General features: G+C 39.8%; 25 protein-coding genes and 1 riboswitch. Of the genes, 16 read left to right on the forward strand and 9 right to left on the reverse strand.

What is annotated here, in order from left to right:
- Positions 1-11: 11 nt before the first annotated feature.
- From ATG70_RS21840 to ATG70_RS21875, 8 genes are all read left to right on the forward strand, one after another.
- Positions 12-704, forward strand: a complete 693-nt coding sequence (locus ATG70_RS21840; protein WP_098446559.1) for a CoA transferase subunit A — start codon at positions 12-14, stop codon at positions 702-704.
- An 11-nt stretch (positions 705-715) separates the two neighbouring features.
- The gene (locus ATG70_RS21845; protein WP_098446560.1) at positions 716-1384 is read left to right on the forward strand and encodes a CoA transferase subunit B; all 669 of its coding nucleotides are present in this window, start codon (positions 716-718) and stop codon (positions 1382-1384) included.
- A gap of 14 nt (positions 1385-1398) precedes the next feature.
- Positions 1399-2718 (forward strand): GntP family permease, encoded by a 1320-nt coding sequence (locus tag ATG70_RS21850; RefSeq protein WP_098446561.1) that lies wholly within the window; start codon positions 1399-1401, stop codon positions 2716-2718.
- Positions 2719-2739: 21 nt separating this feature from the next.
- Positions 2740-3519 carry a 3-hydroxybutyrate dehydrogenase gene (locus ATG70_RS21855; RefSeq protein WP_098446562.1) on the forward strand — a complete coding sequence of 260 codons (780 nt, stop codon included), beginning with the start codon at positions 2740-2742 and terminating at the stop codon, positions 3517-3519.
- A 98-nt stretch (positions 3520-3617) separates the two neighbouring features.
- Positions 3618-4796, forward strand: coding sequence for an acetyl-CoA C-acetyltransferase (locus ATG70_RS21860; protein WP_098446563.1), 1179 nt, complete (start codon positions 3618-3620; stop codon positions 4794-4796).
- Between the two features lie 321 nt (positions 4797-5117).
- Entirely contained in the window at positions 5118-6167 is a 1050-nt protein-coding gene (gene rsgA, locus ATG70_RS21865) for a ribosome small subunit-dependent GTPase A (RefSeq protein WP_098446564.1), read from the forward strand.
- A gap of 29 nt (positions 6168-6196) precedes the next feature.
- Positions 6197-6694, forward strand: a complete 498-nt coding sequence (locus ATG70_RS21870; RefSeq protein WP_098446565.1) for a DinB family protein — start codon at positions 6197-6199, stop codon at positions 6692-6694.
- 84 nt (positions 6695-6778) lie between these two features.
- On the forward strand, positions 6779-6901 hold the full coding sequence (locus ATG70_RS21875) for a YuzL family protein (protein ID WP_098446566.1): 123 nt from the start codon (positions 6779-6781) through the stop codon (positions 6899-6901).
- A gap of 85 nt (positions 6902-6986) precedes the next feature.
- On the opposite strand, the gene ATG70_RS21880 is transcribed toward ATG70_RS21875, so the two are convergent.
- Positions 6987-8405, reverse strand: coding sequence for an aminotransferase-like domain-containing protein (locus tag ATG70_RS21880; protein WP_098446567.1), 1419 nt, complete (start codon positions 8403-8405; stop codon positions 6987-6989).
- Between the two features lie 391 nt (positions 8406-8796).
- Here ATG70_RS21880 and ATG70_RS21885 point away from each other — a divergent pair, with 391 nt between their 5' ends.
- Positions 8797-10497 carry a peptide ABC transporter substrate-binding protein gene (locus ATG70_RS21885; RefSeq protein ID WP_098446568.1) on the forward strand — a complete coding sequence of 567 codons (1701 nt, stop codon included), beginning with the start codon at positions 8797-8799 and terminating at the stop codon, positions 10495-10497.
- 26 nt (positions 10498-10523) lie between these two features.
- Here the strand turns inward: ATG70_RS21885 and ATG70_RS21890 are convergent, their stop codons facing one another.
- From ATG70_RS21890 to ATG70_RS21900, 3 genes are all read right to left on the reverse strand, one after another.
- Positions 10524-11996: an amidase family protein gene (locus ATG70_RS21890; RefSeq protein ID WP_179886374.1), complete on the reverse strand. Its 1473-nt coding sequence runs from the start codon at positions 11994-11996 to the stop codon at positions 10524-10526.
- Between the two features lie 138 nt (positions 11997-12134).
- Positions 12135-12716, reverse strand: a complete 582-nt coding sequence (locus tag ATG70_RS21895; protein ID WP_237438720.1) for an ECF transporter S component — start codon at positions 12714-12716, stop codon at positions 12135-12137.
- A gap of 144 nt (positions 12717-12860) precedes the next feature.
- Positions 12861-12998: riboswitch (FMN riboswitch) on the reverse strand.
- A 149-nt stretch (positions 12999-13147) separates the two neighbouring features.
- Positions 13148-13537: a c-type cytochrome gene (locus ATG70_RS21900; protein ID WP_168212280.1), complete on the reverse strand. Its 390-nt coding sequence runs from the start codon at positions 13535-13537 to the stop codon at positions 13148-13150.
- Positions 13538-13714: 177 nt separating this feature from the next.
- Here ATG70_RS21900 and spoIIP point away from each other — a divergent pair, with 177 nt between their 5' ends.
- Entirely contained in the window at positions 13715-14887 is a 1173-nt protein-coding gene (gene spoIIP / locus ATG70_RS21905; RefSeq protein ID WP_098446569.1) for a stage II sporulation protein P, read from the forward strand.
- Between the two features lie 33 nt (positions 14888-14920).
- Here spoIIP and ATG70_RS21910 read toward each other — a convergent pair whose 3' ends face one another.
- Positions 14921-15493: a YitT family protein gene (locus ATG70_RS21910; protein WP_098446570.1), complete on the reverse strand. Its 573-nt coding sequence runs from the start codon at positions 15491-15493 to the stop codon at positions 14921-14923.
- Between the two features lie 557 nt (positions 15494-16050).
- Between ATG70_RS21910 and ATG70_RS21915 the strand changes: the two genes are divergently transcribed.
- From ATG70_RS21915 to ATG70_RS21930, 4 genes are all read left to right on the forward strand, one after another.
- On the forward strand, positions 16051-17685 hold the full coding sequence (locus ATG70_RS21915) for a M4 family metallopeptidase (RefSeq protein WP_098446571.1): 1635 nt from the start codon (positions 16051-16053) through the stop codon (positions 17683-17685).
- Positions 17686-17915: 230 nt separating this feature from the next.
- Positions 17916-19520, forward strand: coding sequence for a cation:proton antiporter (locus ATG70_RS21920; RefSeq protein ID WP_098446572.1), 1605 nt, complete (start codon positions 17916-17918; stop codon positions 19518-19520).
- Positions 19521-19722: 202 nt separating this feature from the next.
- Positions 19723-20220 carry a GNAT family N-acetyltransferase gene (locus tag ATG70_RS21925; protein WP_098446573.1) on the forward strand — a complete coding sequence of 166 codons (498 nt, stop codon included), beginning with the start codon at positions 19723-19725 and terminating at the stop codon, positions 20218-20220.
- A 240-nt stretch (positions 20221-20460) separates the two neighbouring features.
- Positions 20461-21663 (forward strand): S1C family serine protease, encoded by a 1203-nt coding sequence (locus tag ATG70_RS21930; RefSeq protein ID WP_098446574.1) that lies wholly within the window; start codon positions 20461-20463, stop codon positions 21661-21663.
- 17 nt (positions 21664-21680) lie between these two features.
- Here ATG70_RS21930 and ATG70_RS21935 read toward each other — a convergent pair whose 3' ends face one another.
- Positions 21681-22334, reverse strand: a complete 654-nt coding sequence (locus ATG70_RS21935) for a queuosine precursor transporter (RefSeq protein ID WP_098446575.1) — start codon at positions 22332-22334, stop codon at positions 21681-21683.
- Between the two features lies 1 nt (position 22335).
- Complete coding sequence (queF, locus tag ATG70_RS21940) at positions 22336-22752, reverse strand: preQ(1) synthase (RefSeq protein ID WP_224884454.1); 417 nt, start codon at positions 22750-22752, stop codon at positions 22336-22338.
- A gap of 193 nt (positions 22753-22945) precedes the next feature.
- On the opposite strand from queF, the gene ATG70_RS21945 reads away from it, so the two are divergent.
- Positions 22946-23470, forward strand: coding sequence for a YtxH domain-containing protein (locus ATG70_RS21945; RefSeq protein ID WP_179886375.1), 525 nt, complete (start codon positions 22946-22948; stop codon positions 23468-23470).
- Positions 23471-23540: 70 nt separating this feature from the next.
- Here ATG70_RS21945 and ATG70_RS21950 read toward each other — a convergent pair whose 3' ends face one another.
- Both ATG70_RS21950 and ATG70_RS21955 read right to left on the reverse strand, forming a co-directional pair.
- Entirely contained in the window at positions 23541-23630 is a 90-nt protein-coding gene (locus ATG70_RS21950) for a YjcZ family sporulation protein (protein ID WP_098446576.1), read from the reverse strand.
- A 98-nt stretch (positions 23631-23728) separates the two neighbouring features.
- The gene (locus tag ATG70_RS21955) at positions 23729-24451 is read right to left on the reverse strand and encodes a glycerophosphodiester phosphodiesterase (protein ID WP_098446577.1); all 723 of its coding nucleotides are present in this window, start codon (positions 24449-24451) and stop codon (positions 23729-23731) included.
- A 163-nt stretch (positions 24452-24614) separates the two neighbouring features.
- On the opposite strand from ATG70_RS21955, the gene ATG70_RS21960 reads away from it, so the two are divergent.
- Positions 24615-24950: a YmaF family protein gene (locus tag ATG70_RS21960; protein ID WP_179886376.1), complete on the forward strand. Its 336-nt coding sequence runs from the start codon at positions 24615-24617 to the stop codon at positions 24948-24950.
- The last annotated feature ends 7 nt before the right edge of the window (positions 24951-24957 follow it).

Below are 24957 nucleotides of genomic sequence, written 5' to 3' on the forward strand. Positions count from 1 at the left end.
GAGTTGTGATGATGAAGAAACATTATATGAGTGGTTATGATGCAGTAAGCGATATTGCTGATGGGTCAACTTTGATGGTTGGAGGCTTTGGATTAGTAGGAATTCCTGAGCAAATGATTTTAGGGTTAGTAGAATCAGAAGTTAAAAACCTGACGATTATTTCAAACAACTGTGGTGTAGATGATTGGGGGCTTGGTCTTCTACTAAAAAACCACCAAATTAAAAAGATGATTGGATCCTACGTGGGAGAAAACAAAGAGTTTGAAAGGCAGGTGCTTTCGGGTGAACTTGAAGTTGAGTTAATTCCACAGGGAACGCTCGCTGAAAGAATTCGAGCTGGCGGAGCTGGTATTCCCGCTTTTTATACACCTGCAGGGGTTGGTACTAAGGTAGCTGAAGGAAAAGAAACACGCACCTTTCACGGAAAAGAATATGTCTTAGAGCATGCTTTGTATGCAGACTACAGTCTGATTAGAGCTTATCAGGCGGATGAGGGCGGGAATCTTGTTTATAACAAGACAGCACGTAATTTTAATCCAATGATTGCAGCTGCAGGAAAAATCACTTTAGCTGAAGTTGAGAACATAGTAGCTACAGGTGAACTGAATGCAGATCAGGTTCATACCCCAGGAATTTATGTTCAGGGTCTTCTTGAAGCAAAGCAGGAGAAACGGATCGAACGAAAAACCATTCGTAACAGATAGGAGAGATAATGATGAAGGCTACAAAAAGTAATGTACGAGAACGAATCGCTAGAAGAGCGGAAAAAGAAATTAAAAACGGTTATTATGTGAATCTTGGTATCGGGATTCCCACTCTTGTTGCTAACTACATATCAGATGATAAAGTGATTGTCCTTCAGTCTGAAAATGGTCTTCTTGGAATTGGAGAATATCCACAAGAGAATGAAGTGGACCCGGATCTCATCAATGCTGGAAAAGAGACCGTAACAGAAATGAAAGGCGCTTCTTATTTTGATAGCGCAGAATCGTTCGGGATGATTCGAGGGGGGCACATTGACCTCGCGATACTCGGAGGGATGGAAGTATCTGAAGAAGGTGACCTCGCAAATTGGATGATACCAGGAAAAATGATTAAAGGGATGGGCGGGGCAATGGATCTTGTTCATGGAGCAAAGAAAATCACGGTTATTATGGACCATGTAAATAAAGACGGTGCTCCTAAAATCGTGAAGAGCTGTTCGCTCCCATTGACAGGGAAAAGCGTCGTCAACCGCATTATTACTGATCGCGCGATGCTAGACGTAACAGATAGTGGGTTAGTGGTGCAAGAAATTGCCTCGGGATACACTTTGGAAGATATTAAACAATCAACAGAACCTGTCATCAAAGTATCACCAACACTGAAATATAATGCGTATTAAGAAGGAGGGCTAGTATGTTAAGTATGATCGGTTTAATTGGTGGGTTATTACTTCTCATTTACCTTACGATGAAAGGAATGAATCTACTAGTTGCGGGACCTCTCTGTGCGATCGTTGTTGCAGTACTGAGTGGATTGCCGCTTTTCCCACAGCTTGTGAAAGAAGGAGCTCCGAATTTCGTTGGAAGTTACATGGGTGGATTTTCAGGGTTTGTTGCTTCTTGGTTTCCTATGTTTTTACTTGGAGCAATCTTTGGGAAAGTGATGGAAGATAGCGGTGCGGCAGATAGCGTCTCTAAATGGGTTGTAGAAAAGCTTGGATTAAAACAGGCGGTGCTCGCTATCGTTCTAGCCTGTGCGATTTTAACGTACGGCGGTGTCAGTCTTTTTGTTGTCGCATTCTCAGTTTATCCGATGGCTGTTGGTCTATTTAAGCAAGCCGATTTACCACGTCGGTTTATACCAGCGACGCTTGCGTTTGGCTCGGTTACCTTCACTATGACATCTGCTGGATCTCCAGAAATTCAAAACTGGATTCCGATCGAATATTTAAATACGAGTCCTTATGCAGGTTGGCAAGTCAGTTTAATAGTAGCGTTATTCATGGCACTATTTGGTTACTGGTGGCTGAAACGTATGATATCGAAAGCTGTAGCAAAAGGAGAACGATTTGAATCGAGAAAGGAAGATCCTGAAGTAGAGAATCGTCCACTTCCAAATCCATTACTTGGACTTGTACCACTTGTTATCGTATTAATTATCTCCTTCATTTTCCATGATAGCTTAAAGCAATCAGCACTCATCATTGCTTTACTCGGAGGGGTTGTAGCGACTTATTTGTTAAATCGCAAATACTTTGAGAACTTTGGACGTGCCGTTTCTGATGGTACGCTTGGAGCATTGATTGCAATCGGAAATACAGCGGCTGTAGTTGGTTTTGGGGGTGTAGCACAGTCTGTTCCAGCATTTGAAACGGCAGTGGATTTCATGACGGGTATTCCTGGGAGTCCTCTTATTGGGGGTGCAATTGCAGTAAGTGTGATTGCTGGATTAACAGGATCAGCATCTGGTGGTCAAGTAATCGCTCTTCCAATCCTTGCTCCTCACTATATTGATGCTGGTGTGAATCCAGAAGCCCTTCATCGTACAATTGCCATCTCTTCTGGTGCCCTTGATTCATTGCCTCATAATGGTTATGTTGTAACAACGATTCGGGCTATATGTGGTGAATCTCACCAGGATGCATACGGTGCAGTAGGAGCGCTTACAGTCATCGTCCCTCTTATAGGACTTGCTCTTGCTATTCTATTATTCAGTCTCGGACTTGGAATTTAGTATGAAAAAGGAGGGAGTTTGTTGTTAGTAAATAAAAAAGTAGTCGTAATCACTGGAGCAGCGAGCGGGATCGGAAAGGAACTAGCGCGAGTGTTTGCAGAGAACGGTGCAAAGGTTGTCCTTAGTGATTTGGATGAGGATAAGGTCAAAAGGGCTGCAGCTGAATTAAAAGAAAATGGTATGGATACGATTGGAATTCGCTGTAATGTAACGAAAGAAAACGAAGTAGAGGCATTATTTTTTCAAACCCTAAAAAAGTTTGATCGGATAGACGTTTTGATAAATAATGCAGGTCTTCAACACGTTTCAACTATTGAAACATTCCCAACGGAAAAGTTTGAACTGTTAACGAAAGTAATGCTTGTTGCACCGTTTATTGCAACTAAGCTAGCTTTTCCCATTATGAAGAAACAGAAGTGTGGTCGAATTATTAACATGTCTTCTATTAACGGACTTGTGGGCTTCTCAGGAAAAGCCGCTTACAATAGTGCAAAGCATGGTGTGATTGGACTTACTAAAGTAGCTGCGCTTGAAGGAGCTGAAGATGGTATTACAGTAAATGCTGTTTGCCCAGGATATGTGGATACTCCGTTAGTAAGGGGGCAGCTTGAGGATTTAGCTAAAAGTAGAGAAGTAGCATTAGAGAGAGTACTTGAAGAAGTGATTTATCCGCTCGTTCCACAAAAGCGTCTGCTCACAGTGCAGGAAATTGCAGATTACACAATGTTTCTCGCAAGCGATAAGGCAAAAGGGATTACAGGTCAGGCCGTTGTGATTGATGGGGGTTACACAGCACAATAATAAATCCCTTCAGTGAAAAAAGCTAAATCTCTTCCCTCACAAGCACTTGTAAACGCTTTCCTTTTATTTGTAAAATAGAGAAGAATGGAGGGGAAAACATGAAAGACGTTTTTATATTGGAAGGTGCAAGAACACCATTTGGTTCATTTGGTGGTTCACTTAAAGATAGTAATCCAACAGCCTTGGGGATTTCAGCAAGTAAAGAAGCTCTAAGAAAAAGTGGAATAGAGGCTAGTGAAATTGATCTTTCTGTTATTGGGAATGTGATTCATTCTACATCAAATGCTTCTTATTTAGCGCGTCACATTGCACTTGGGAGTGGAATACCTATTGAAAGTCCAGCACTAACAGTAAATCGACTTTGTGGTTCTGGTATGCAAGCTGTCATCTCAGCAGCGCAATCCATTATGATGGGGGACGGTCAAACGGCCCTTGCCGGAGGAGCGGAGAATATGAGCTTATCTCCGTATACGTTAAGAGGAAGTCGTTTTGGAGCAAAAATGGGTGCTCCGAAAATGGATGATATGCTTTTGGCTACGTTAACTGATGAGTATACTGGAACTGGAATGGGGATAACGGGAGAGAATCTGGCAGTAAAGTATGGGATTTCTAGAGAAGATCAGGATGAATATGCAACTCAAAGTCAGCAAAAAGCTGCTGATGCAAGAGAAAAAGGTATTTTCATAGAAGAAATTGTACCTGTTGAAGTAAAAGGGAGAAAGGGGATTGAAACCTTTTCAACTGACGAACATATTCGAGAAGGTACAACAGCAGAAAAGCTAGCTGGGCTTAAACCTGCTTTCAAAAAAGATGGAACTGTCACTGGTGGGAATGCAAGTGGCATAAATGATGGAGCCGCTTCTGTCGTATTGGGAGGAGCAGATTATGTCTCTTCAAAGAATCTTAAGCCACTTGCTCGAATTGTCTCCTGGGGTATAGCGGGAGTAGATCCTTCGATTATGGGAATTGGACCAGTGCCTGCTATACGGCAAGCATTAGATAAAGCAGGTATGACACTTCAGCAGATGGACTTGATTGAAGTGAATGAAGCCTTTGCCGCTCAGTATCTAGCCGTTGAAAAAGAGCTAGAGCTTGATCGCTCACGAGTGAATGTGAACGGTGGTGCAATTGCTTTAGGGCATCCAGTAGGTGCGAGTGGCACGCGTATTCTTTATACACTTATAAAAGAATTAAAGCGTAGAAATGGAAAGTATGGTGTTGCTTCACTCTGCATTGGTGGCGGACAAGGAATTGCTATGGTGGTTGAAATCAATTAATTTGTCAGAAAAGATTGCCAATTAAATAAATATTGCGTATACTAATGGTACTAACATACGGAAAGGGGTTGTGCATGATGGTAAATAACAAAATGAATTCATTGTTAATTGCATATTGTGCACAGTCCAATTGGTAAGGTAGGAGTCTTTTCTTACTTCTGATTAATAAGATCAAAAACCATGGGCTGTGCGACTGTGTCGCTATGTCTATGGTTTTTTTATACTCGATCAGCTAATCATCTACGCTGATTGTAGGATAAGAGCCGACACCACTGTACGGCTTTTTGTCATATTTACACTTATTAATCAGGAGGCTTTCAATTGAATCGAATAACATTAGGTTGGAATTCATACTTTGAAGACAATTATCAAGCTATAGCAAATGGATTTATACCAGCTCGAGTTATAGTAGAACATCGTGGAGGTTATAACGTCTCTACAGGAGAAAGTTCTTATGCAGCAGAACTTTCAGGTAAGTTCCGATTTGAAGTAACACGGCGTGATGCTTTGCCAGCAGTTGGTGACTGGGTCCTTATTGCTCCTAAAACGGATAACAAAGCAATTATTCATGATCTGCTACCGAGGAGAAGTAAGTTTTCAAGAAAAATTGCAGGGACGACAACTGAGGAACAAATTATTGTAGCTAATGTTGATACGGTTTTTCTTGTCAATGCATTAAATCAGGACTTTAACCCAAGTCGTATTGAAAGATACCTTGTCATGGCGTGGGAAAGCGGTGCAAAGCCGGTTATTGTACTCAGTAAAGCTGATCTTTGTACTGATGTGGAACAGAAAGTAAGTGCTCTTTATAGTATTGCTGTAGGTGTACCGATCCACGTAGTGAGTTCGGCGACCAAAAAAGGGATTGATGAGTTAAAAGTGTATTTAACAGAGGGAACTACCACAGCTTTGTTAGGTTCATCAGGTGCTGGTAAGTCTACGCTCATAAACAAATTATATGGCAAAGAAATTCAAGTTGTACAAGATATTCGCCAAGATGACGGCAAAGGAAAGCATACCACGACTAGTCGAGAACTGATAACGCTTCAAACAGGTGGCGTACTAATTGATACGCCTGGAATGAGAGAACTTCAGCTCTGGGAAACCGATCATCTTTCTCAAAGCTTCCCTGATATTGACGCATTTGCAGAGAAATGTCGTTTTAGAGATTGCCAACATGAAGGTGAACCTAAATGTGCAGTGAGAAATGCAATAGAGGAAGGAATGTTAGAAGAAAGAAGGCTTGAGAATTATAAGAAATTCCATCGTGAGCTAGCTTTTCTTGAGCGACAAACAAATAAGAAGGCTCATCTCGAAGAGAAGAAAAAGTGGAAAAAAATCGCTGGAGATCGAACTAGAAAGAATCGCTAGGATCTTTAATTTAGGAAGGAGACGACCAAATGACGGATGAGCGCTCTGTGTTAAACGATTATGCTTCGCTAATTAATTGGTTAGAATCGACTGCGATGGAGATGAGCGAAACCATCTTCTTTCAGCCTATCAAGCAAGGCAAGTGGTCTCCAGCTGAAATCCTGTCCCATATCATGATGTGGGACAATTATCTTCTTAAAGAAAGAATTCCTTTTATTGAAATGGAAGCTAATTTGCCTAAACTTGATAACGTTGAAGAAGTAAATCAGCGCGCAGCAGAGTATGCGTTATCTGGTCTAAATAAAGAAAATTTAGTTGCTGAAACCATACAAGCACGAAGACAAGTGGTGGCCCGCCTTCAGCAATTTGAACCGATTCAGTGGAGCAACACGTTTTATATTGAGAAGTATCCAATCTGTCTTACAGGTTATATAAAAGGTCTTATTGAGCACGATGATCACCATAAGTTGCAAGTAGAAGTTTTTATGAACGAGCAAGGATTTTCCCAGTCCCACTTTACCTTATAGCTTAACTTCCTCATCTCTCCGACTTCTGAATCAGCGGATAAGAAAGAGAGGCTGGGGTTAGGCTATAAGGTGGAGGTGAGAAGAATGGCAAAACATAAAGCAAACCCTACAACCAATGGCCTGGCTTCATCCCAACCAGAAGGACAGGGAACAGGAGTTGAAGTAGGGATAACGTACGACTCTAAACGAAAAAAGAAAAAGAAATAACAACGAAGCGCTGCTATGAGCAGCGCTTTTTAGATTGTTTTAAGCTCTTTTTCTTCCATTTTAAATCGTTTATTATTACGATCCATTAGTAAATTTCTGCAAACTGCCTGATGTGCAAAGTATTTAGCGCGCTAACGAGACGGCTTGTGGCTTCAAAGAGGTTGTCCTTTGATACAGTTGTAAGAGGTAATTTGAATCTTACAGCACCTTCATAGAGTGAAGGTGACAGCAATACATGAGCTTCTAGAAGTATATCCCTCAATTCTTGAAGGTTTAACGCTGGTTTAAAATCAAACCAGATGGAAGTAGAGTCACCTTTTTCTAAAATTGTTATTTGGTCTTTTAATGCATCTAATTTATTTAGTACTTGTTTTTTCCTTGCACGTAATTCCTCTTTCACCTCTTCAAAATGCTCATGAATTTCAACTGAATATAAAATGTTATGAACAATTTCAAGAAAAACGGGAGGAGGGGTCATGCTAAGTTGAATTTGAAGCGCCGATAAACGCTTTATAACATGCTCTGGTCCTAAAACCCACCCCATACTTAAACCGGGGGAAATACCAGTAATGTGTCCTACTTGTACAACGAGTTTTTGGTCGGTACCAAGTTCATAATATGAGCAGCTATCATTATCGTAAGACCCTGTAAGCAAAGACGTTTTCACTATTTCTAGTATTGGAATACCGATTTTTTCATATTGTGTTAATAATTTTTTTCTTTGTTGGATTGTTGATGATTGTGTTAGGGAAAAATGGTGCTCCATCATTGAATTTGCAATAATTAGTTTGATTCCTTCCCTTTGGAAATGATGATTTGTTAAAGGGCGATCAGCTGAATAGCGAATAACGTGAATGCCAGAAGCTAGAAATAAATTTAATTGGGAAGGGTTTATTGGTTCTTCGACGGCAATTACGTCACCAGGATTTAGAAAGCATTTCACTGATAAAAGTATCGCTTGTTCGAGACTAGAGGTCAGAACGATGTTTTCAGTAGATACTGATTGATTGATAAAGCGGTTAATCATATGTTTGGTTTGAAACATAGTTGAAGAAAATTGTTCTTTACTAGTAGTGTAAGCAGTTAAATCATAAGCATTTCGTGCAAGACATAAATCTGGTGCAACCTCTCCTGCGTTCAAGTTAATGAACGAGGGATCATTCATATAGTTAGAAGAATGGGTAAATAGTGTCGTATTTTCCGATAAATGCTGATTTCGAAGTTTATTCCACGTTGTAGAATGACTGGGAATGAAATCTGCTGCATCTGAACTGACTCGTGTCCCGCTTCCTTGCCTGGACGTAATGAGTCCGCTAGCCCTCAATTCAGCGTAAGCTGTCGTAACAGTGCTTCGATTGACACCTAGTTGGACGGCTAGATCGCGTTCAGCAGGAAGAGGATTCCCCGTTTGGAGAGAGCCATTTATAATGGAATCCTCATAGTAATCAACGATTTGTTTGTACAACGGTTTGCTGCTCTCTGGATTGAGTATAAATCTCGCCATTGTCCACCACCTCACTACTATTATAGAGAAAAATAGAGAAAATTGTATAAAATTTTCAAAAAATTAGAGTGGAGAAATTCACGATATACACAGGTTTTAAGCCGTTTGACGGATATTTTTGTAGAAAAAAACAAATTGGATGGTATACTTTTGGCTAAATTGGATGGTTACAGAAAGTTTTTTGAAATTTAAAATAAGTTTAATCATTCAGTTAATTGTTAATATTCAAACGATAATCGATGATGGTTTACATAAGTTGAGTGATATGACCTCCCTGTTATAGATCTCGCAATGGTTTCCCAATCGAAGAACTTCGTTTGAATTTATAACACAAAGGTCTACGTAAAGCTAGACCTTAACTGAATGGTACAAACAAATAGGGGGTAACACAATGAAGAAAAAGTTTTCGCTTTTGCTTTCGGTCATCTTGTTGTTAAGCCTTTTCCTTGCAGCGTGTTCCGGTAATTCGAACACTTCAAGCAACACAAACAGTGAAGGAGAAGCGACAAGCGGAGATAGCGATAGCTCAGAAGGATCAGCGGAACAGGTTCTAAACTTAACAGATACACAGGATATCCCGACTATGGACTCAACGCAGGCAACAGATACTGTTGCATTTAATGCAATGAACCAGGTATTTGAAGGTCTTTATCGTCTTGATAAAGATAACAAGCCTGTCCTAGGTATGGCAGCGGAAGAGCCAGAAGTTGAAGAAAAAGACGGCGAAACTGTTTATACATTTAAAATTCGTGAAGATGCGAATTGGTCTGATGGCACACCAGTGAAAGCAGACGATTTCGTATATGCATGGCACAAAATTATTCACCCAGATACGATGGGCGGATATGCATCAATGATGGGTGCTGCAGGTATTAAAAATGGTAATGAAATTATTACTGAAGGCGATCCACTATACGGTAAAGTAGAAGAACTTGGTGTGAAAGCAGTAGATGAGAAAACACTTGAAGTTGTGGTTACGCAACAAGTTCCTTATTTCTTTGATCTATTAACATTTGCATCATTCTATCCACAACCTTCGGAATTTGCTGAAGAGCAAGGCGAGAACTATTCACTTGAAGCAGATACAATGCTTTACAACGGTCCATTTACGCTAGCTGAATGGAATCACGGTGAAGGTTGGAAGCTTGCTAAAAATGATGGATACTGGGATGCTGACACAGTACAGTTGAAAGAAGCAAATTACAAAATTGTAAAAGACGAAGCAACTCGTGTTAATCTTTATGAGACTGGAAGCATTGATCGTGCTAGTCTTAGTGCAGATTTCGTTGATCAGTTTAAAGATCGCGAAGACTTTACAACAATCCTTGATACAACAATTTATTTCCTACGTATGAACCAGAAGAACGAAGCACTTGCTAACAATGATATTCGTAAAGCTCTTTATTTATCGTATGACCGTGATGGTCTAGTAAATGTACTACTAAACAACGGTTCAGTAGCAGCTCGTTACCTTGTACCAAAAGAATTCTTGTTCCTTAACGACGAAGATTTCCGTGCGCCAGCTCCAGACGGCTATCTTGCAGATCAAACTGCTGATGACGCTGCTGAGTACTGGAAGAAGGGGCTAGAAGCTCTAGGTACTGATAAAGTTGAACTTGAATTCCTTACAACGGATAGTGACCTTGCATCTAAAATCGCAGAGTATGCGAAAGATCAGTTTGAGTCTAAGTTAGACGGTCTTACAATCACAATTAACAAACAGCCTTGGAAGCAGTTCCTTGACCTTGAAGATGCTGGAGACTTTGATATCTCAACTGGTGGTTGGGGACCAGACTATCCAGATCCAATGACTTATATCTATATGTTTGAAACAGATGGCGCCTATAACCGCATGGATTACTCTAATGAAGAGTATGACAAGCTGGTTACTGATGCTAAAACTGAGACGGACGAGCAGAAGCGCTGGGAAATGATGCAAGAAGCAGAGCGCATTCTAATCGAAGAAGATACGGCGATCCTACCTACTTATCAGGGTGGCGGAGCGATTATCATGAAAGATTACGTGAAGAACTATCATATCCACAAGTTTGGTGCTGATTCTTCTCTTAAATGGGTAACGATCGAAAAGTAAAAGCTTCACTAGAAAAGCGCGAGCCATTAGGCTCGCGCTTTTCTTAAGGTTGAAGTGCTGTCTAACCAATCTGGAAGCTTTCGTTGATGAGAAAGCTGTTCATAGGCATAAGCGAGCTTAATTAGTTGCGGTTCGCTGAACGGCTTCCCAGTGAAGGTAATACCAAGAGGTTTTTTGTTTGAAGTAAAGCCACCAGGGACGGTTATAGACGGATAGCCTGCTTTTGCAGGAAGTGTTGAGCCGTAAGCTCCTACAAATAGCAATGCATCTAGTTTCTCGGTTTGCATGAGTTTGTCTAAACCATTTTCTTTTGCATTAGATAAATCCTGGAGGCGACTTTGCAAATATTGTGCTTCGGTTAAAGATCCGGTCGTTTCGTTTGCTTCGATTAAAAGGGATTGTCCGTACGGAAGAGCTAATGGGTTTTGATGATAGTAATTAATAATTGATTGAAGGTCACTTAAAGAAGATGTTGTGTTTTTTGCTAGATAGCTATTAACGCCGGATTTAAATTCATATCGTAAGACCTGGTAGTCTTGCTCAAGCATTTCTTGATCAGAACATAGTTGATCAACCTTTAAGATTGAGCAACCAATCTTCTTTAGGTCTTCGGTTGCTCTATTTAAAATCTCTTGTTCTTCAGCATGCATGGAATCATAATAGCCGTTCTGGACAATTCCAATTCTCAATTCTTCATATAAAACAGGGAGTAGATAAGGTGTATAATCTTGATAATTAGGTATGGTATTTGTTGCATGATCCAAAGGGTCTTCCCCTGATAAATGACTGAGTAGAATGGCTGCATCGGTAACATTTCGGGTCATTGGACCAGCGGTATCTTGTGAAAAAGAGATTGGAATGATTCCTGAACGACTAATTGCGCCAACTGTGGGCTTAAGGCCAACGCCAGCATTCGAACTTGATGGGCTTAGAATGGATCCATTTGTTTCTGTTCCAATCGCAGCTGTAGCAAAATGACAAGCTACTGCAACAGCTGACCCAGAACTGGATCCTCCAACATCAAGAGTACCTGGTCCATAAGGATTAAGTACTTGACCACCTCTTGAACTGTAGCCATTCGGCATTTTATCACTCATAAAGTTCGCCCATTCCGTCATATTGGTTTTGCCTAACATAACAGCTCCAGCGTGTCTCAGCTTTGTCACTAAAAAGGCGTCATCTTTCCCGTAGGAAGTAGCTAGAGCTTGTGAGCCGGCGCTTGTATGCATATGATCACCTGTATTGATATTGTCTTTAAGTAGAATTGGAATTCCGTGTAATGAGCTTCTTGCTCCTTTCATTTTGCGCTCTCGATCAAGTGAGTCTGCAATCATTAATGCATCCGGGTTAATTTCTAGAATGGCGTTAACTCTGTGATTATGATGTGCGATTTGATTAAGGTAAAATTGAACAAGCTGTTTTGAAGTAAACTTATGAGCAAGCATAGCCTGTTGGATATCGAGGATTGTGGACTTTTCTAACCAATCGATAGATAGCATTTTTAATTCCTCCTAGCGCTTTTTAAACCTATTTCGACAATAAATGGAAAAATCCCTTTTGGACATTCTATTCTTTCATGCTAATGATGGCTGAAAAAACAAAAAAACCGAACCAAGATAAGGTTCGGTTTTTGATCGTTAAGCAACTCTCGTTTGACGAGCAAACCAGGGTTTTAATTTTATGAAAAAGGCAACAAAAATACTAGCTACGATTGCACCTTTTAGTAGATTAAATGGTGTAATACCGGTTAATACAAGTGCCTGACGGGCAGAAGCAGACATTTCTTCAAAGCCCATAAACCATGTGTATGCCGGAAGAATAATTAAATAGTTCAACAATCCCATCATCGCTGACATTAGAATCGTTCCGAGCGTCAATCCCAGTGCTAATCCTTTCTGAGTTTGATTAAATTTACGGAAGATTAAAGAAGTTGGTACGATCAAGAAAACTCCAGCAATGAAGTTTGATATTTGGCCAATCGGTACACCGGTGAAGCTTCCCTGTATCCCAAAGTGAATGAAATTCTTAATCGCTTCTACAAGTATCCCTGCAACTGGCCCGTATAGTATGGCAACAAATAGCGCTGGAATTTCACTGAAATCGATTTGAAGAAAGACGGGAAATCCAGGCAGTGGGAAATCTAAAAGCATTAATAAATATGAGATACTGCTGAACATCGCAACTACAATCATGCGTTGCGTTTTTGAGACACTTTTCATTTTGACATTGCTCCCTTTTTTTCGAACCACCGAAAAAGGAGATGTGGTCCCAATGCACACAAAAAACCATGAGTATGGGGCTCATGGTTACGGCATGGGGAAATAAGCAAGCTTCTATTAAATTTCAAAGAAAGCTTACTACTCCACCATCTTCTCCCATCCAGACTATACTGTCGGCTCTGGAATCACACCAGATCCTGCCCAAAAAACAGGCTCGCGGGCTTGAGGAATTGCATATCCTTCACCGCCGGTCGGGAATTACACCCTGCCCCGAAGATAGTTCGTTATAATGATTACAGCTTTATTATACAGTGGAATGATGGATATCTCAATCATAACATCTTGAAACTAAGCTATTTTATGATAACGCTTTCAAAAAGTATTGAAAAAACTCTCTACCTTTTTAGATAGAGAGTTTCAAGAAAGCGTTCTTATTTTTTCTCAGCAAGCCAAGCAGCGACCATTTCAGCTTCTTCACCTTGAATCAAACCAGCGGGCATGCCGCCACCTTTACCATTCTTGATAATATCGAGAATTTCATCTTTCGAATATTTACCACCAACGGCTTCTAGTGCTGGTCCAGCACCGCCTCCCAGGTTCTCACCGTGGCAAGACGCGCAGTTTTGTGCAAATACTTTTTCGGCTTCTCCACCTCCAGCGGAATCGCCGCCTTCTTCACCGCCGCCTTCTTCGGCCTGTTCACCATGACTGGCTTCGTTTCCACCAGCGTGTTCTTCGGTTGTGGAAAGCCAGTATGTAAAGCCTACAACCATAACTAGGAACAAAATTATTGCAGTAATATAAGCGGATGATTTACCCATTCTGTTCACCTCCTGTATCCTCATCTTTATCATACTTTTCTAACATTCAATTATCAAATATATTTTGCTTATTTCTTCCTGAATTATGTATCTATGAGAACTAGTAAAAAAATCTTCTATTTCAATGTGCGAATTCATAGACATAGAGTGTGAAGTGAATGAAAGGGAGGAGATAAAATGAAAAGCAGCTCTCCAAGGCTGTTTGGTGATACAAGCAGTAGACAAATTCGTTTGATTTCTTTTTTTACAGTATCAGGACTTATTTTTTTGTTTATTGTAGCAGGTGTGATTTCATCGTCAGAAACGAAATACCAGCTCTCCTCTTCTATGCTACATGATTGGATCACAAGCTTTTCAACAGAAGCGATGGTATATGGAATGGGGACTGAGAATCATTATTTAACTCAGGTATTACCTGAAGAGAGTGAGCCGCCAGCATTTTCTCTAGTCATGTTTCAATTTATTACGAGCGTTAAGCCAGGCGATATCAGGAGTCTTCTAGGGGGGGAACTCCCTGGTTTTGCGTTATATGATGCTAAAATCCACGTTGCTGGGGAGGGAACGAATTTTACCAACCTTCCCGTCGAATCCGCTCCACCTTTGGATGATTTACTTAAAGAAAGAGAGGTACCTACGGAGAAATTAGAAATTCAAGATTCAAAAGATCAGGTTACACCGCCGCTTCAAACAACGAATGGGAAGAAAGTGGCCTTTATTTATCATTCACATAGCTATGAGTCTTACTTGCCGTTATTAGGTCTTGAAGGGGAAAAAAATGCTGATTTAGCGAACGATGGGAAAACCAACATTACGCTAGTTGGAAAATTGTTAGGTGAAGAACTAGAGGATCGGGGGATAGGCGCACAAGTTGACGATTCAAACATGGGAGCCCTATTAAATGAAAAGGGCCTTGAGCATGGAAGTGCTTATGATGTATCGAGAACGATCGTACAGTCTGCGGTAGCAAGCAATGATGATTTTAACTTATTCATTGATATTCATCGTGATTCATTAAGAGCGAAGGATACAACGGTTACAATTAACAATGAGGAATACGCTCGAACAGTTTTTGTTATTGGAGAAGAAAATCCCAATTACGAGAAGAATCTCGCGCTTGCAAAAGAATTACATGCTGCGCTAAAAGCAGAATTTCCAGGGCTAAGCAGGGGGGTAATTAGTAAAAAAGGAAAAGGAGTAGATGGCATTTATAATCAAGACTTATCTCCTAATGCTATGTTGATTGAAATGGGTGGAGTGGACAATAACCTTGAGCAACTTAGTCGAACGGTTAAAGCCATTGCAGATGTCATTAGCGAACATTACTGGGGAACGGAGAAAGTAAATAAGTAAAAAAGTGAAGCGCTGTGTCAGTTCACAGCGCTTCTATAAGGCTTCTTTCTTAATAGTTAATAAGCTAGTAGCAATACCAACTGCAAAAATAGTAACAGCAGAATAGAGCGAAGCATTTAATCCAATGGTTTTGGATCCAATAAGGATGACAAGACCATCTATTAGAAAGATGATGATTCCAACATTTAACGTAACGATGCGGGAGATAAATTGAGCGAGCAAATCTGTTCCACCTGTACTTGTCTCGTATTTCAACATAATTCCAATCCCTGTACCTACGAAAAAGCCTCCTAATATGGAACTGATCAGAATAGGAAAAGAAAAGGCGTATCGAAGGGGAGAAAGAAGATCAATAAAAAAAGAAGATAGTAATAATCCATGGAGGCTATTATAAAAGTAAGGGCGAAAGTAGAGGAACGCAATAATATAAAGAGGAATACTTAAACAAATGATGGTAAGACCGGTTTGATAACCCCATATGTATTTTACAATTAAGCCGATTCCAATCATTCCACCATCAATAAGGTGGTTGGGAACTAGAAAGGCATTGATACCTGAGCCAACTAAGATACTTCCTATAACAACAGCAACTATTTTTTTATACATAAGAGGTTCACCTGCTTGTTCATAGTTGTATCAAGTTTATGTAAAAGGATTTCATTTCATTACGATCACATGAAATAACGATTGTTTATATTGAATTGATAACGAAGAGGGTTGAGAAATTACATGGATGAAGTCATTTCCTTATGTGACATTTATTTCATTTTTAAGAAAGGGAGTAAGATTAGAAGAAGGTGTGGACTGGATAAGGCGCCTGTTTTATTGAAAAAACAAAGGGAGAAAAGCTTACACGTTTAAAAAATGGAGTATATGGAACGTAGTACATTAGAATGAGAACTTGTTATGATTCGTTGATAGGGCAGGCCATTAGCCTGTCTTATTTTCATTTTTCCACCTATAAAAGTAATATTTTTACAATTAATTCCTTTCAAAAAGATTATACCATGACGTTCCGTAAGATGTTATTGGGAAATTGAATCTCTAAAAACAGCGAATAAACTCACGTTTTCCTACATATTTCCCAATACAAATCCTTAAAATACTGTGATAATCTACAAATGTACCAAAAATTCTAATTATTCCGAAATGGAGGAAAAGAAATGAAAAAAGGAATTGCTGTTGTTCTAGCAACTGGCTTAGCATTTGGATCTGCCCTTCCTTCTGCTTCAGCCGCTTCTACTAAAGATTTAAATGCGGAGCAGAAACAAGCTCTTGAAAAAATGGAGATCGTGAAACAAGATTGGGAAAAAGAGCGTAAGGTACCATCATTTTTATCTGGTAATCTATCCGAAAAAAGCGTGAAAACAGAAAAGGCAGTGAAATCATACCTTAAGTCGAATGAATCTCTTTTTAAAGTAAAGACACAAGATCTAAAGCTAGTAAATGAAACAACCGATGAATTAGGGATGACACACTATGAGTACGTTCAAACAGTTAAGGGTGTTGAAATCGACAGCGCAAAATTCATCGTACATACGGATGAAAACGGCGAAGTAACAGCAGTGAATGGTAACCTTCATCCAGAAGCTGCTCAGAATTATAAAGGAAGTTCAGAAGCAAAGCTTTCAGAAAAAGATGCAGTTAAAAAAGCATGGGAACATATTGATGTAAAACCTCAAAACGTCGTTACAGATGAGCCGAGCTTTGTTCGAAAGTCCGATGTCTCTGATATGGTAGAGAAAAGTGAACAGGTCGTTTATGAGAAAGATAACGAATATTATCTTACTTATAAAGTGCAGCTTCAGTTCATTGATCCGTATCCAGCAAACTGGCAGGTCTATGTTGACGCTCGGGATGGCTCGGTTGTAGATGCTTATAATGCAGTTGCTGACGGTGCAGAAACAGGATATGGGTATGGCATTCTCGGAAACTATAAGTCTCTCAATACTTACTACTCAAATGGCACGTATTATCTTTATGACACAACAAAGCCAATGAGCGGCGTTATTGAAACGAGAACGGCTAATAATGGAACGTCACTTCCGGGAAGCTATGCGGTAGATAGTAACAATGCGTTTACCTCTAGCTCTCAAGGTGCTGAAGTTGATGCCCATTATAATGCCGGAGTCGTGTATGACTATTATAAGAATACTCATAATCGCAATAGCTTTAATAATAATGGAGCAACAATTCGATCAACCGTACATTATGGCTCGAATTATAACAACGCCTTCTGGAATGGTTCACAAATGGTATATGGCGATGGTGATGGGTCAGTTTTCGCACCACTGTCAGGAGCCCTTGATGTTGTCGCACACGAAATTACTCATGCGGTGACTGAAAGAACTGCAGGTCTTCGATATCAAAATCAATCAGGGGCACTTAACGAATCAATGTCGGATGTTTTTGGTTATTTCGTTGAACCTGGAGATTTCCTTATGGGTGAAGATGTCTACACACCTAACAAGTCAGGGGATGCGCTAAGAAGCTTATCAAATCCAGAAGCATATGGACAACCGTCACATATGGATGACTACTATTATACTTCCTCAGATAATGGTGGTGTGCATACAAATAGTGGGATTCCAAATAAAGCAGCTTATTTAACGATTCAAAGTATCGGGAAAACAAAAGCCGAGAAAATTTACTACCGCGCATTAAGTCTTTATATGACACCTACAACGAACTTTAGTGCAGCACGTTCGGCGTTACTTCAAGCGACTACTGATCTTTATGGAACAGGTTCGACATATAATTCAGTCGCAAACGCATGGAATCAAGTTGGCGTCAATTAAACGATTGAAAGAAGAGTTCAAGCAGAACTCTTCTTTTTTTTTGCTTTGTTCTAAAGGAAAGAGGGTAGGGGAAGGAGGATGAATGATCGAATGATGGAAATAGTAAGAAGGAAAAAGAAGAGAGTGTTGTAGGGGGAAAAACTATTGTTGCTTAATAAGTGATTGAGTTATTTCCCAATTTTGTTTGATAATGGTTATAATGAAAGCAGATTAAGGATCGGAGGCGCAAAATGGAACATTTAGATATGCATCACATATTTGAACTCGGACTTATTCTTACGATGATTGCGGCTGGTATTACGGCTATTGCAAAAAAACTAAAGCAACCATATCCCATTGCCCTCGTCATCATTGGAACATTAATTGGATTATTTAACATTCCGGTACTTGAGCCGCTTAAAATGTTTATTACTGAGGGAGACGTTTTTAATTTCGTTATTTTAACGATTTTCCTTCCAGCGCTTCTAGGCGAGGCCGCTTTGAAATTACCTTTTGAGCATTTAAATCAAAACAAAAAGCCGATCCTCGCTCTGGCTTTTGGGGGAACCTTTCTTTCTTTTCTAGTGATTGGGTTTTCTACCCATTTTCTACTAGGGTTATCAATTCCAGTAGCATTTGTATTTGCGGCATTAATGAGTGCGACTGATCCTGTTAGTGTATTATCGATTTTTAAAAGTATGGGGGTAAATCACAAGCTTTCAACAGTTATAGAAGGAGAAAGTTTGTTTAATGATGGGCTTGCGGTTGTACTGTTTAAAATATCTGCTTTTTCTCTTCTAGCCTATCTCGATATGGGCTGGGGAGGACTAACGAGCGGTGCTTTTGAATTTGTAAAAGTTGTAGCGGGTGGATTACTGGTCGGTGGTGGTTTAGGCTATGCCATTTCCATCCTTACGAAGTACTTTGATGACTATCCACTTGAAATTATTTTTAGTATCCTTCTTTTCTACGGTTCTTATTTAACTGCAGAAAGCATTCATGTTTCCGGTGTTATTGCCGTCGTTGTAGCAGCATTAACGTTTGGTAACTTTGGCTCAAGAGTAGGTATGAGTCCAACTACCCGATTAAATATTAATAACTTTTGGGACGTAGCTGCATTGCTAGCGAATTCAATTGTGTTTCTCATGGTTGGTCTAGAGATTACACGTATCAACTTTTCTGATCAGTGGGGAACAATTGGTCTTGCGCTCCTAATCGTGCTTATTGGAAGAAGTATTGCGGTTTATGGCAGTACGCTATTCGTCAAAGGCCTTCCATGGTCATGGAGACATGTTCTTAACTGGGGAGGTTTAAAAGGTTCTTTATCGATAGCTCTTGTTCTTAGCTTACCAGGCGATTTTGACGGACGAGATACGGTGTTAATTCTTACCTTCAGTATTGTTTTATTCTCTTTAGTGATACAAGGATTAACCATTAAGCCACTCATTAGTTATTTTGGTCTAAGAGCAAAGCACAGCGGTTCAAAAGAGTATGAACATATCGTTGCTAATTTGCATCGTTATGAAGCGGGAGTAGCAGAGATTAAGAAAGTAAAGACGCAGCTTTTCGTACCTGAACCAGTTTATTCTGAATTGCTAAATCGTTACCAGGATGAAATTGATAAAAGTCACCGAGAACTTGAGGTCTTGTTAAAGGAGTATCCGGAGCTTAAGAAAAGTCAGCTCATAACGTTAAGAAAGCACTCACTTTACGCTCAGTATGATAAGATCAACCAACTAGAACAAGAAGAAATCATTTCGGGAGAAATAGCTGGAAAGTATAAAGAGCTATTGAATAATGGTCTTGCTGAATTTGAAGAAGAGGAAGTTGTGAAAGATTCAAAAAGAACACATTAAGCTGTTACATTTGTAGCAGCTTTTTCTTATGAAGTGCATATCCTATTATTAAGCTGGACAAAGCAAGCGTAATAATGAGAAGATTTCGTTTATTATTGATTGTACGGGGTATGGTTTACAGTAAGTAAAGCAATAAGGTATAGTGTAAAAAGTCATTTTCAACCACATGAAATAAACTCACAAGGAGGACTTTTGAGAGAAAATGCCTTATCTTCAGACCGATCGTCTGACCATCATTCCTTTCTCTTTTGATTTGATCAAAGCAATGACAAATAAGAAGGAACTAGAAAAGCTTTTGCATGTCGAAGTACCGGAAGAATTTAATAACGTTCAGTTTGAACAATTTTTACCTTTTCATCTAACTGATGGCACTATTTCAAGCCATAGATGGGAAGGAATATTAATTCATACTTCAGATGAAAAAGTCATTGGTACGATGGGATATAACAATTTAGAAGCGACAAACAATCTTGAAGTTGGGTATCATTTAATTCCTGACTATCGCAATAAAGGATACGCCATTGAAATGGCTAGTGCTCTCGTTAGCTGGGCTTTTCCAGATAAGGAAAGTAATGAGGGTAAAGAAGAGATGAACAACGTGATGGACCGCATTGGTTTATCTAAATTAACAGTAGAACCGCATCTCCTAAAAAACAAAATTGATGAAGAAAAGTTTATAAAAGAAAATGAATATATGTAAAACCCTGCCGATGCAGGGTTTTTTTTGTAGTTGATAAAAAATCTGCCCACCCTATTCTAAAATTTCCTCTTCACTCAGCAGACTCAGGTGTTAATGGATCAACTAATCAGGGTAATTACATTATGAAATGACGTGAAATATCAAACAATATCAAAACTATCACATATTTGCGAAATCACCGTCACCTCTCGTTAAAATAAGACTATAAACAAATCAAAGGGGAGAAAGGGTGACCGATTCATGGGTTACTATGATAATAATGAAACAAGAATGAAACAAACAAAAAGTGGAAGGAACTGGTTTCTTTCAAGTACGTTTGGCGCCATTGTAGGAGCATCCATCATGCTTGTTGCTGCGCCTTATGTCTCTAACACAGACCAGCCATCAACGAATCAAGACGCGGTAACAGCTAGCGGAAATGTAGAAACCTCGAATGTGGCATATAACGTGTCCTCAGATATTACTTCAGCTGTACAAAAGGCACAGGATGCAGTAGTTAGTATAACAAGCTATCAGAGCGGTGGTTTTTCTTTAGAAGATCCTTCGGGTCAATCAGGTCAAGCAGCATCGTCTGGGTCTGGAGTGATTTATAAGAATGAAGGTGGTAAGGCCTATGTTGTGACAAATAATCACGTAGTCGAAGGCGCCTCTTCGGTAGAAGTAACGTTAAGTAATGAAAAAAAGGCTGAAGCAAAGGTACTTGGAACAGATGCATTAATGGATTTAGCTGTTTTAGAAATTTATGCAAAAGATGTCGAGGCCGTCGCAGAACTTGGTTCCTCATCAAATCTTCAAACTGGAGAACCAGCCATTGCAGTCGGTAATCCATTAGGTTTCCTCGAAGGGTCTGTAACACAGGGAATTATTAGTAACCCAAGTCGTACCATTCCCGTGGATCTTGACCAAAATGGACAGCCTGATTACGAAGCAGATGTGATTCAAACGGATGCCTCAATTAATCCCGGCAATAGCGGTGGTGCATTAATTAATATAAAAGGGCAGTTGATCGGGATTAACTCTTCAAAAATTGCCGAAGAAACAGTAGAAGGTATTGGATTTGCGATTCCAATTGAGGATGCACAGCCAATCATTGAGCAGCTTGAAATGACTGGGGAAGTGAAACGTCCCGTAATGGGTGTAACGCCTGCTTCATTAGCAGAAGTGCCAACGCAATATTGGACTGGCACGCTTAATCTTCCGGAAGATGTAGAAAGTGGAGTCGTATTAATGGGAATTGCACCTAACTCACCTGCTTCGGAAGCGGGTTTAAAAGAAGGGGACGTAGTTATTAAGCTGGATGATACAGAAGTAAAAGATTCAGCTTCTCTACGGAAGTATTTATACTCGAATAAAGAAGTTGGGGACAAAATGGAAGTAACGTTCTATCGTGATGGACAACAGCAAACCGTAACAATGACATTAGCGAATCAAAATGGATTGTAAACGAAAAACCCTCTGGATTATGCATCCAGGGGGTTTTGGTTGTTAACTTGCTGTTTTGTATCAGTCAATCTTGTAAGAAGATAAAAAACTGGCGTGTCTAAAAGAGCCAGAGCCATTTTAATGACAAATTGAGAGAGAACCATCACCCATAGGTTAGGAACAGTCCCTGCAAAGGCAATTGTAATGAAAATCGTTGTATCTAAAAGCTGAGAAGTAAATGTACTTACATTATTACGTAGCCATTTATGCCTGTCAGAAGTTCGCTTCTTTAACAGAGAAAAGACGTAGACATCAACGTGTTGAGACACGAGGTACGCAGCAAGACTTGCTAGAACAAACCGGTAGTTTTGACCTAGTAATATTTCATAAGCAGCCTGGGTATCGGCTGCGAATGGTGCTACTGGAAGAAGCATACCAAGGTAGATCATGATACTTGCGAAAATCTGAGCGATAAAGCCGTACTGAACCGTTCGTTTCGCTTCTTCTTTACCGTATTTTTCGTGAATAATATCTGTGAAAAGAAACGAAAAGGCATACATCACAACGGCCGCTGGGATGACAAAGCTTCCGATCATCACCACTTTTCCTGCTAGGACGTTTGCGATCACTATCGAGGTCGCAAACAGAACATTAAACAGGACAAGATTTCGGTCGATGAATTGATTTTTCATTTTATTGCGTTGCTTTCTCACGAATGGCTGTCGTTTTAAGTTCGATACCGCCACGTGCTGATTGATAAACCGTAATGGTTACTTTTAAAGGGTCAATTGCGTATACAACATCGTCTGCAATACGTGCAGCGAGCGTCTCGCAGAAGCTTCCTTCGTCACGATAAGACCAGAGATAAAATTTCAGAGATTTAGACTCGATGCATTTCTCATCAGGTACGTAAGAAATCTCAACTCGACCAAAGTCAGGTTGTCCTGTTTTAGGGCAAACCGCTGTAAATTCAAGTGCATTAAACGTAATTTCTTGTACGTTCGGTGCATCGAATGATTCGTTTTTTATCACTTCTCTTGCTTGCTCCACACTCTCTGGGCGAGGCATCGGACCAGAAGAGGGTAGCCAAGCTTTATCCATACTATTCATTAATAATCCTCCTTTAGTTTTGATGAAGCAGGAAGGTTACGAACTGCTGTCATTCAACGTTGTCTATTATAACAGAGGAACTTTCCAATGCGAAGTTGGAAGTTCAGGCCAAATTTATTAGTTTAGCTTTTAACATAAAGGGAAAGTAAAAAAATAGCTAAGCAAACTAAGAAAGATAATAGGAGGAATCATCATGCAAACAACGACTACGACTGTAAATAATGAAAAGAATGGTAAGCTTGTAAAAGGTATTTTGGTAGGTGCTATTGTAGGTGGCGCGGTAGCGATGCTTGATTCAACTACTAGAAATAAAGTGAGATCATCAGCAGGCACGTTCAAGGACTCTTCAAAAGGATTTTATACTCGTGTGAAAGAAAATCCGAGCGAAGTGAAAGACGACTGGATGGATCGGATTCAATCAGCTTCTTCTGTTTTAAAAGAAGCAATGAATGATGCTCAAGCCCTCTATGAAAAGGTGAATGATGATGTGGTAGACCAGGTGAATCAAGTGAAAGAAGATTCAACTGAAGTCCTTTCTTCAGCAAGAGAAGCAAGTGAAGATCTCAAGGATATTGGAAGTAAAGTGAAGGATGCTGGTCAGGAAGTAACAGATTCGAATGAAAATGAATATGAGCCAACAAACATTCCTGGCAGTGAAACGCGTACACCTGGTAGCACAACAGTGAACCCGAAGACATCTCCAAATACTACACTTTAATTTAGTGAGATTGTTAATTCCCCCAAATATGAAAAAGACTTCCGCTTATTATTGCGGAAGTCTTTTTTTTTTAATAAATGTAAGATGCACCAATGATAATCAAAAGAATAAACAAAACTACGATTAACGCGAAACCTTGACCGTATCCATATCCACTCATCGTCTCGTTCCTCCCGTCAATATGTGTCGCTTCCTTACTAACCTATGTGGAAGAGTAAGATTGGGGACATAGGCAAACGCCCTTTTTAAAGAAGGGAGTTATATGGACCGCATCGCAACTGCAGGAAAATCAGTAAATATTGCGGAACATCCCGTTTTTTTGAGCGCAGCTATTTGATGAGGATCATTGACAGTAAAAGCACGAACAGGGATACCGCGCTTATGTGTATTAGTTATAAAATACTCATCAATCGCACCATACTCAATGTGGATACTATTGGCACCAACTCGTTGAAGATAATCCCACGGCTCAACTAACTTTTCCATGAGGAGAATAGCGGTTTCAACTTTGCAGCCTTTTTGAGTGAGCCGCTGAATACTATAGTGATTAAAGGAAGAGATAATGGTTCGATCATAAAGCTGATAATGTGTCAGCAATTCAAGTACCTTTGTTTCTAAGTGGTCATAAGGAAATTGACCATTTTTTAGCTCTATATTCAACATAAGGGAGGTGGAAGTAATCCATTCTAAAACGCTTTTTAGAGAAGGTATAGAGTTTCCCTGGAAGCGACTTGAGAAAGCTTGACCGGCGTCTAGTCGAACTAAATCTTCGTATAGGAAGTCTTTTACAAAACCAATGCCATTTGTCGTACGCTCTAGTCGTTCATCATGAATTACAACAGGTACAAGGTCTTTCGTTAATTGAACATCGAGCTCGATTCCTTGAGCACCAGCTTTATGAGCCGCTTGAAAAGAAATGAGTGTATTTTCAGGGTGTGTACCTGACGAACCTCTATGTCCATAAATATGGAAAGAAGACATATGTCACCTCTCTTTAGCTAAGGTTAATTGATCTATGTATGGTATTCGTGCTTTCACATGGATCTCCTTGTCATTTCTACTTCTAAGCTTTTCTCCTATTCGAATAAACGAGTTAAGCGTTTGAGTTGCATACATGCTAGATGGGAAGAAAGGAGGAGAAATTTTGTTTAAGGGATTTGAATTACCAGAAGCTCACGCTCATTATTTTAAAGGGAATTTAGAAAAGCGGTTTAATCATCAGCATTTTCAGATTTTAGGATTCAGTTTTCCTATAAACGGCAGCTCTTTTGATCAGCATGTTCATCGAATTGAAGGGATAACGATAGAAGAGGAAGGCCATCAACATCGCTATAGCGTAGAATCTGGACCACCCATTTTATTAGCAAAGGGTGGTCATTATCATAAGTTTAGCGGGGAAACGGTGTCAAAAGAAAACCACGAACATTATTTTTCAGGAGAAACGAGTCTTCCTATAGGGAATTATCCCTTGAATTGGTAAAAGGCGA

The sequence above is a fragment of the Bacillus sp. es.036 genome, from assembly GCF_002563635.1.
Classification (GTDB): domain Bacteria; phylum Bacillota; class Bacilli; order Bacillales; family Guptibacillaceae; genus Guptibacillus.

Coding starts and splice junctions, on each gene's coding strand:
- ATG70_RS21935 (WP_098446575.1), bottom strand. CDS start 22,334: ATGAAAAATCAATTCATCGACCGAAATCTTGTCCTGTTTAATGTTCTG.
- ATG70_RS21845 (WP_098446560.1), top strand. CDS start 716: ATGAAGGCTACAAAAAGTAATGTACGAGAACGAATCGCTAGAAGAGCG.
- queF (WP_224884454.1), bottom strand. CDS start 22,752: ATGAATAGTATGGATAAAGCTTGGCTACCCTCTTCTGGTCCGATGCCT.
- spoIIP (WP_098446569.1), top strand. CDS start 13,715: ATGAAAAGCAGCTCTCCAAGGCTGTTTGGTGATACAAGCAGTAGACAA.
- ATG70_RS21900 (WP_168212280.1), bottom strand. CDS start 13,537: ATGGGTAAATCATCCGCTTATATTACTGCAATAATTTTGTTCCTAGTT.
- ATG70_RS21920 (WP_098446572.1), top strand. CDS start 17,916: ATGGAACATTTAGATATGCATCACATATTTGAACTCGGACTTATTCTT.
- ATG70_RS21860 (WP_098446563.1), top strand. CDS start 3,618: ATGAAAGACGTTTTTATATTGGAAGGTGCAAGAACACCATTTGGTTCA.
- ATG70_RS21885 (WP_098446568.1), top strand. CDS start 8,797: ATGAAGAAAAAGTTTTCGCTTTTGCTTTCGGTCATCTTGTTGTTAAGC.
- ATG70_RS21875 (WP_098446566.1), top strand. CDS start 6,779: ATGGCAAAACATAAAGCAAACCCTACAACCAATGGCCTGGCTTCATCC.
- ATG70_RS21910 (WP_098446570.1), bottom strand. CDS start 15,493: ATGTATAAAAAAATAGTTGCTGTTGTTATAGGAAGTATCTTAGTTGGC.
- ATG70_RS21880 (WP_098446567.1), bottom strand. CDS start 8,405: ATGGCGAGATTTATACTCAATCCAGAGAGCAGCAAACCGTTGTACAAA.
- ATG70_RS21950 (WP_098446576.1), bottom strand. CDS start 23,630: ATGAGTGGATATGGATACGGTCAAGGTTTCGCGTTAATCGTAGTTTTG.
- ATG70_RS21945 (WP_179886375.1), top strand. CDS start 22,946: ATGCAAACAACGACTACGACTGTAAATAATGAAAAGAATGGTAAGCTT.
- ATG70_RS21955 (WP_098446577.1), bottom strand. CDS start 24,451: ATGTCTTCTTTCCATATTTATGGACATAGAGGTTCGTCAGGTACACAC.
- ATG70_RS21840 (WP_098446559.1), top strand. CDS start 12: ATGAAGAAACATTATATGAGTGGTTATGATGCAGTAAGCGATATTGCT.
- ATG70_RS21915 (WP_098446571.1), top strand. CDS start 16,051: ATGAAAAAAGGAATTGCTGTTGTTCTAGCAACTGGCTTAGCATTTGGA.
- ATG70_RS21895 (WP_237438720.1), bottom strand. CDS start 12,716: ATGAAAAGTGTCTCAAAAACGCAACGCATGATTGTAGTTGCGATGTTC.
- ATG70_RS21890 (WP_179886374.1), bottom strand. CDS start 11,996: ATGCTATCTATCGATTGGTTAGAAAAGTCCACAATCCTCGATATCCAA.
- ATG70_RS21870 (WP_098446565.1), top strand. CDS start 6,197: ATGACGGATGAGCGCTCTGTGTTAAACGATTATGCTTCGCTAATTAAT.
- ATG70_RS21925 (WP_098446573.1), top strand. CDS start 19,723: ATGCCTTATCTTCAGACCGATCGTCTGACCATCATTCCTTTCTCTTTT.
- ATG70_RS21930 (WP_098446574.1), top strand. CDS start 20,461: ATGGGTTACTATGATAATAATGAAACAAGAATGAAACAAACAAAAAGT.
- ATG70_RS21850 (WP_098446561.1), top strand. CDS start 1,399: ATGTTAAGTATGATCGGTTTAATTGGTGGGTTATTACTTCTCATTTAC.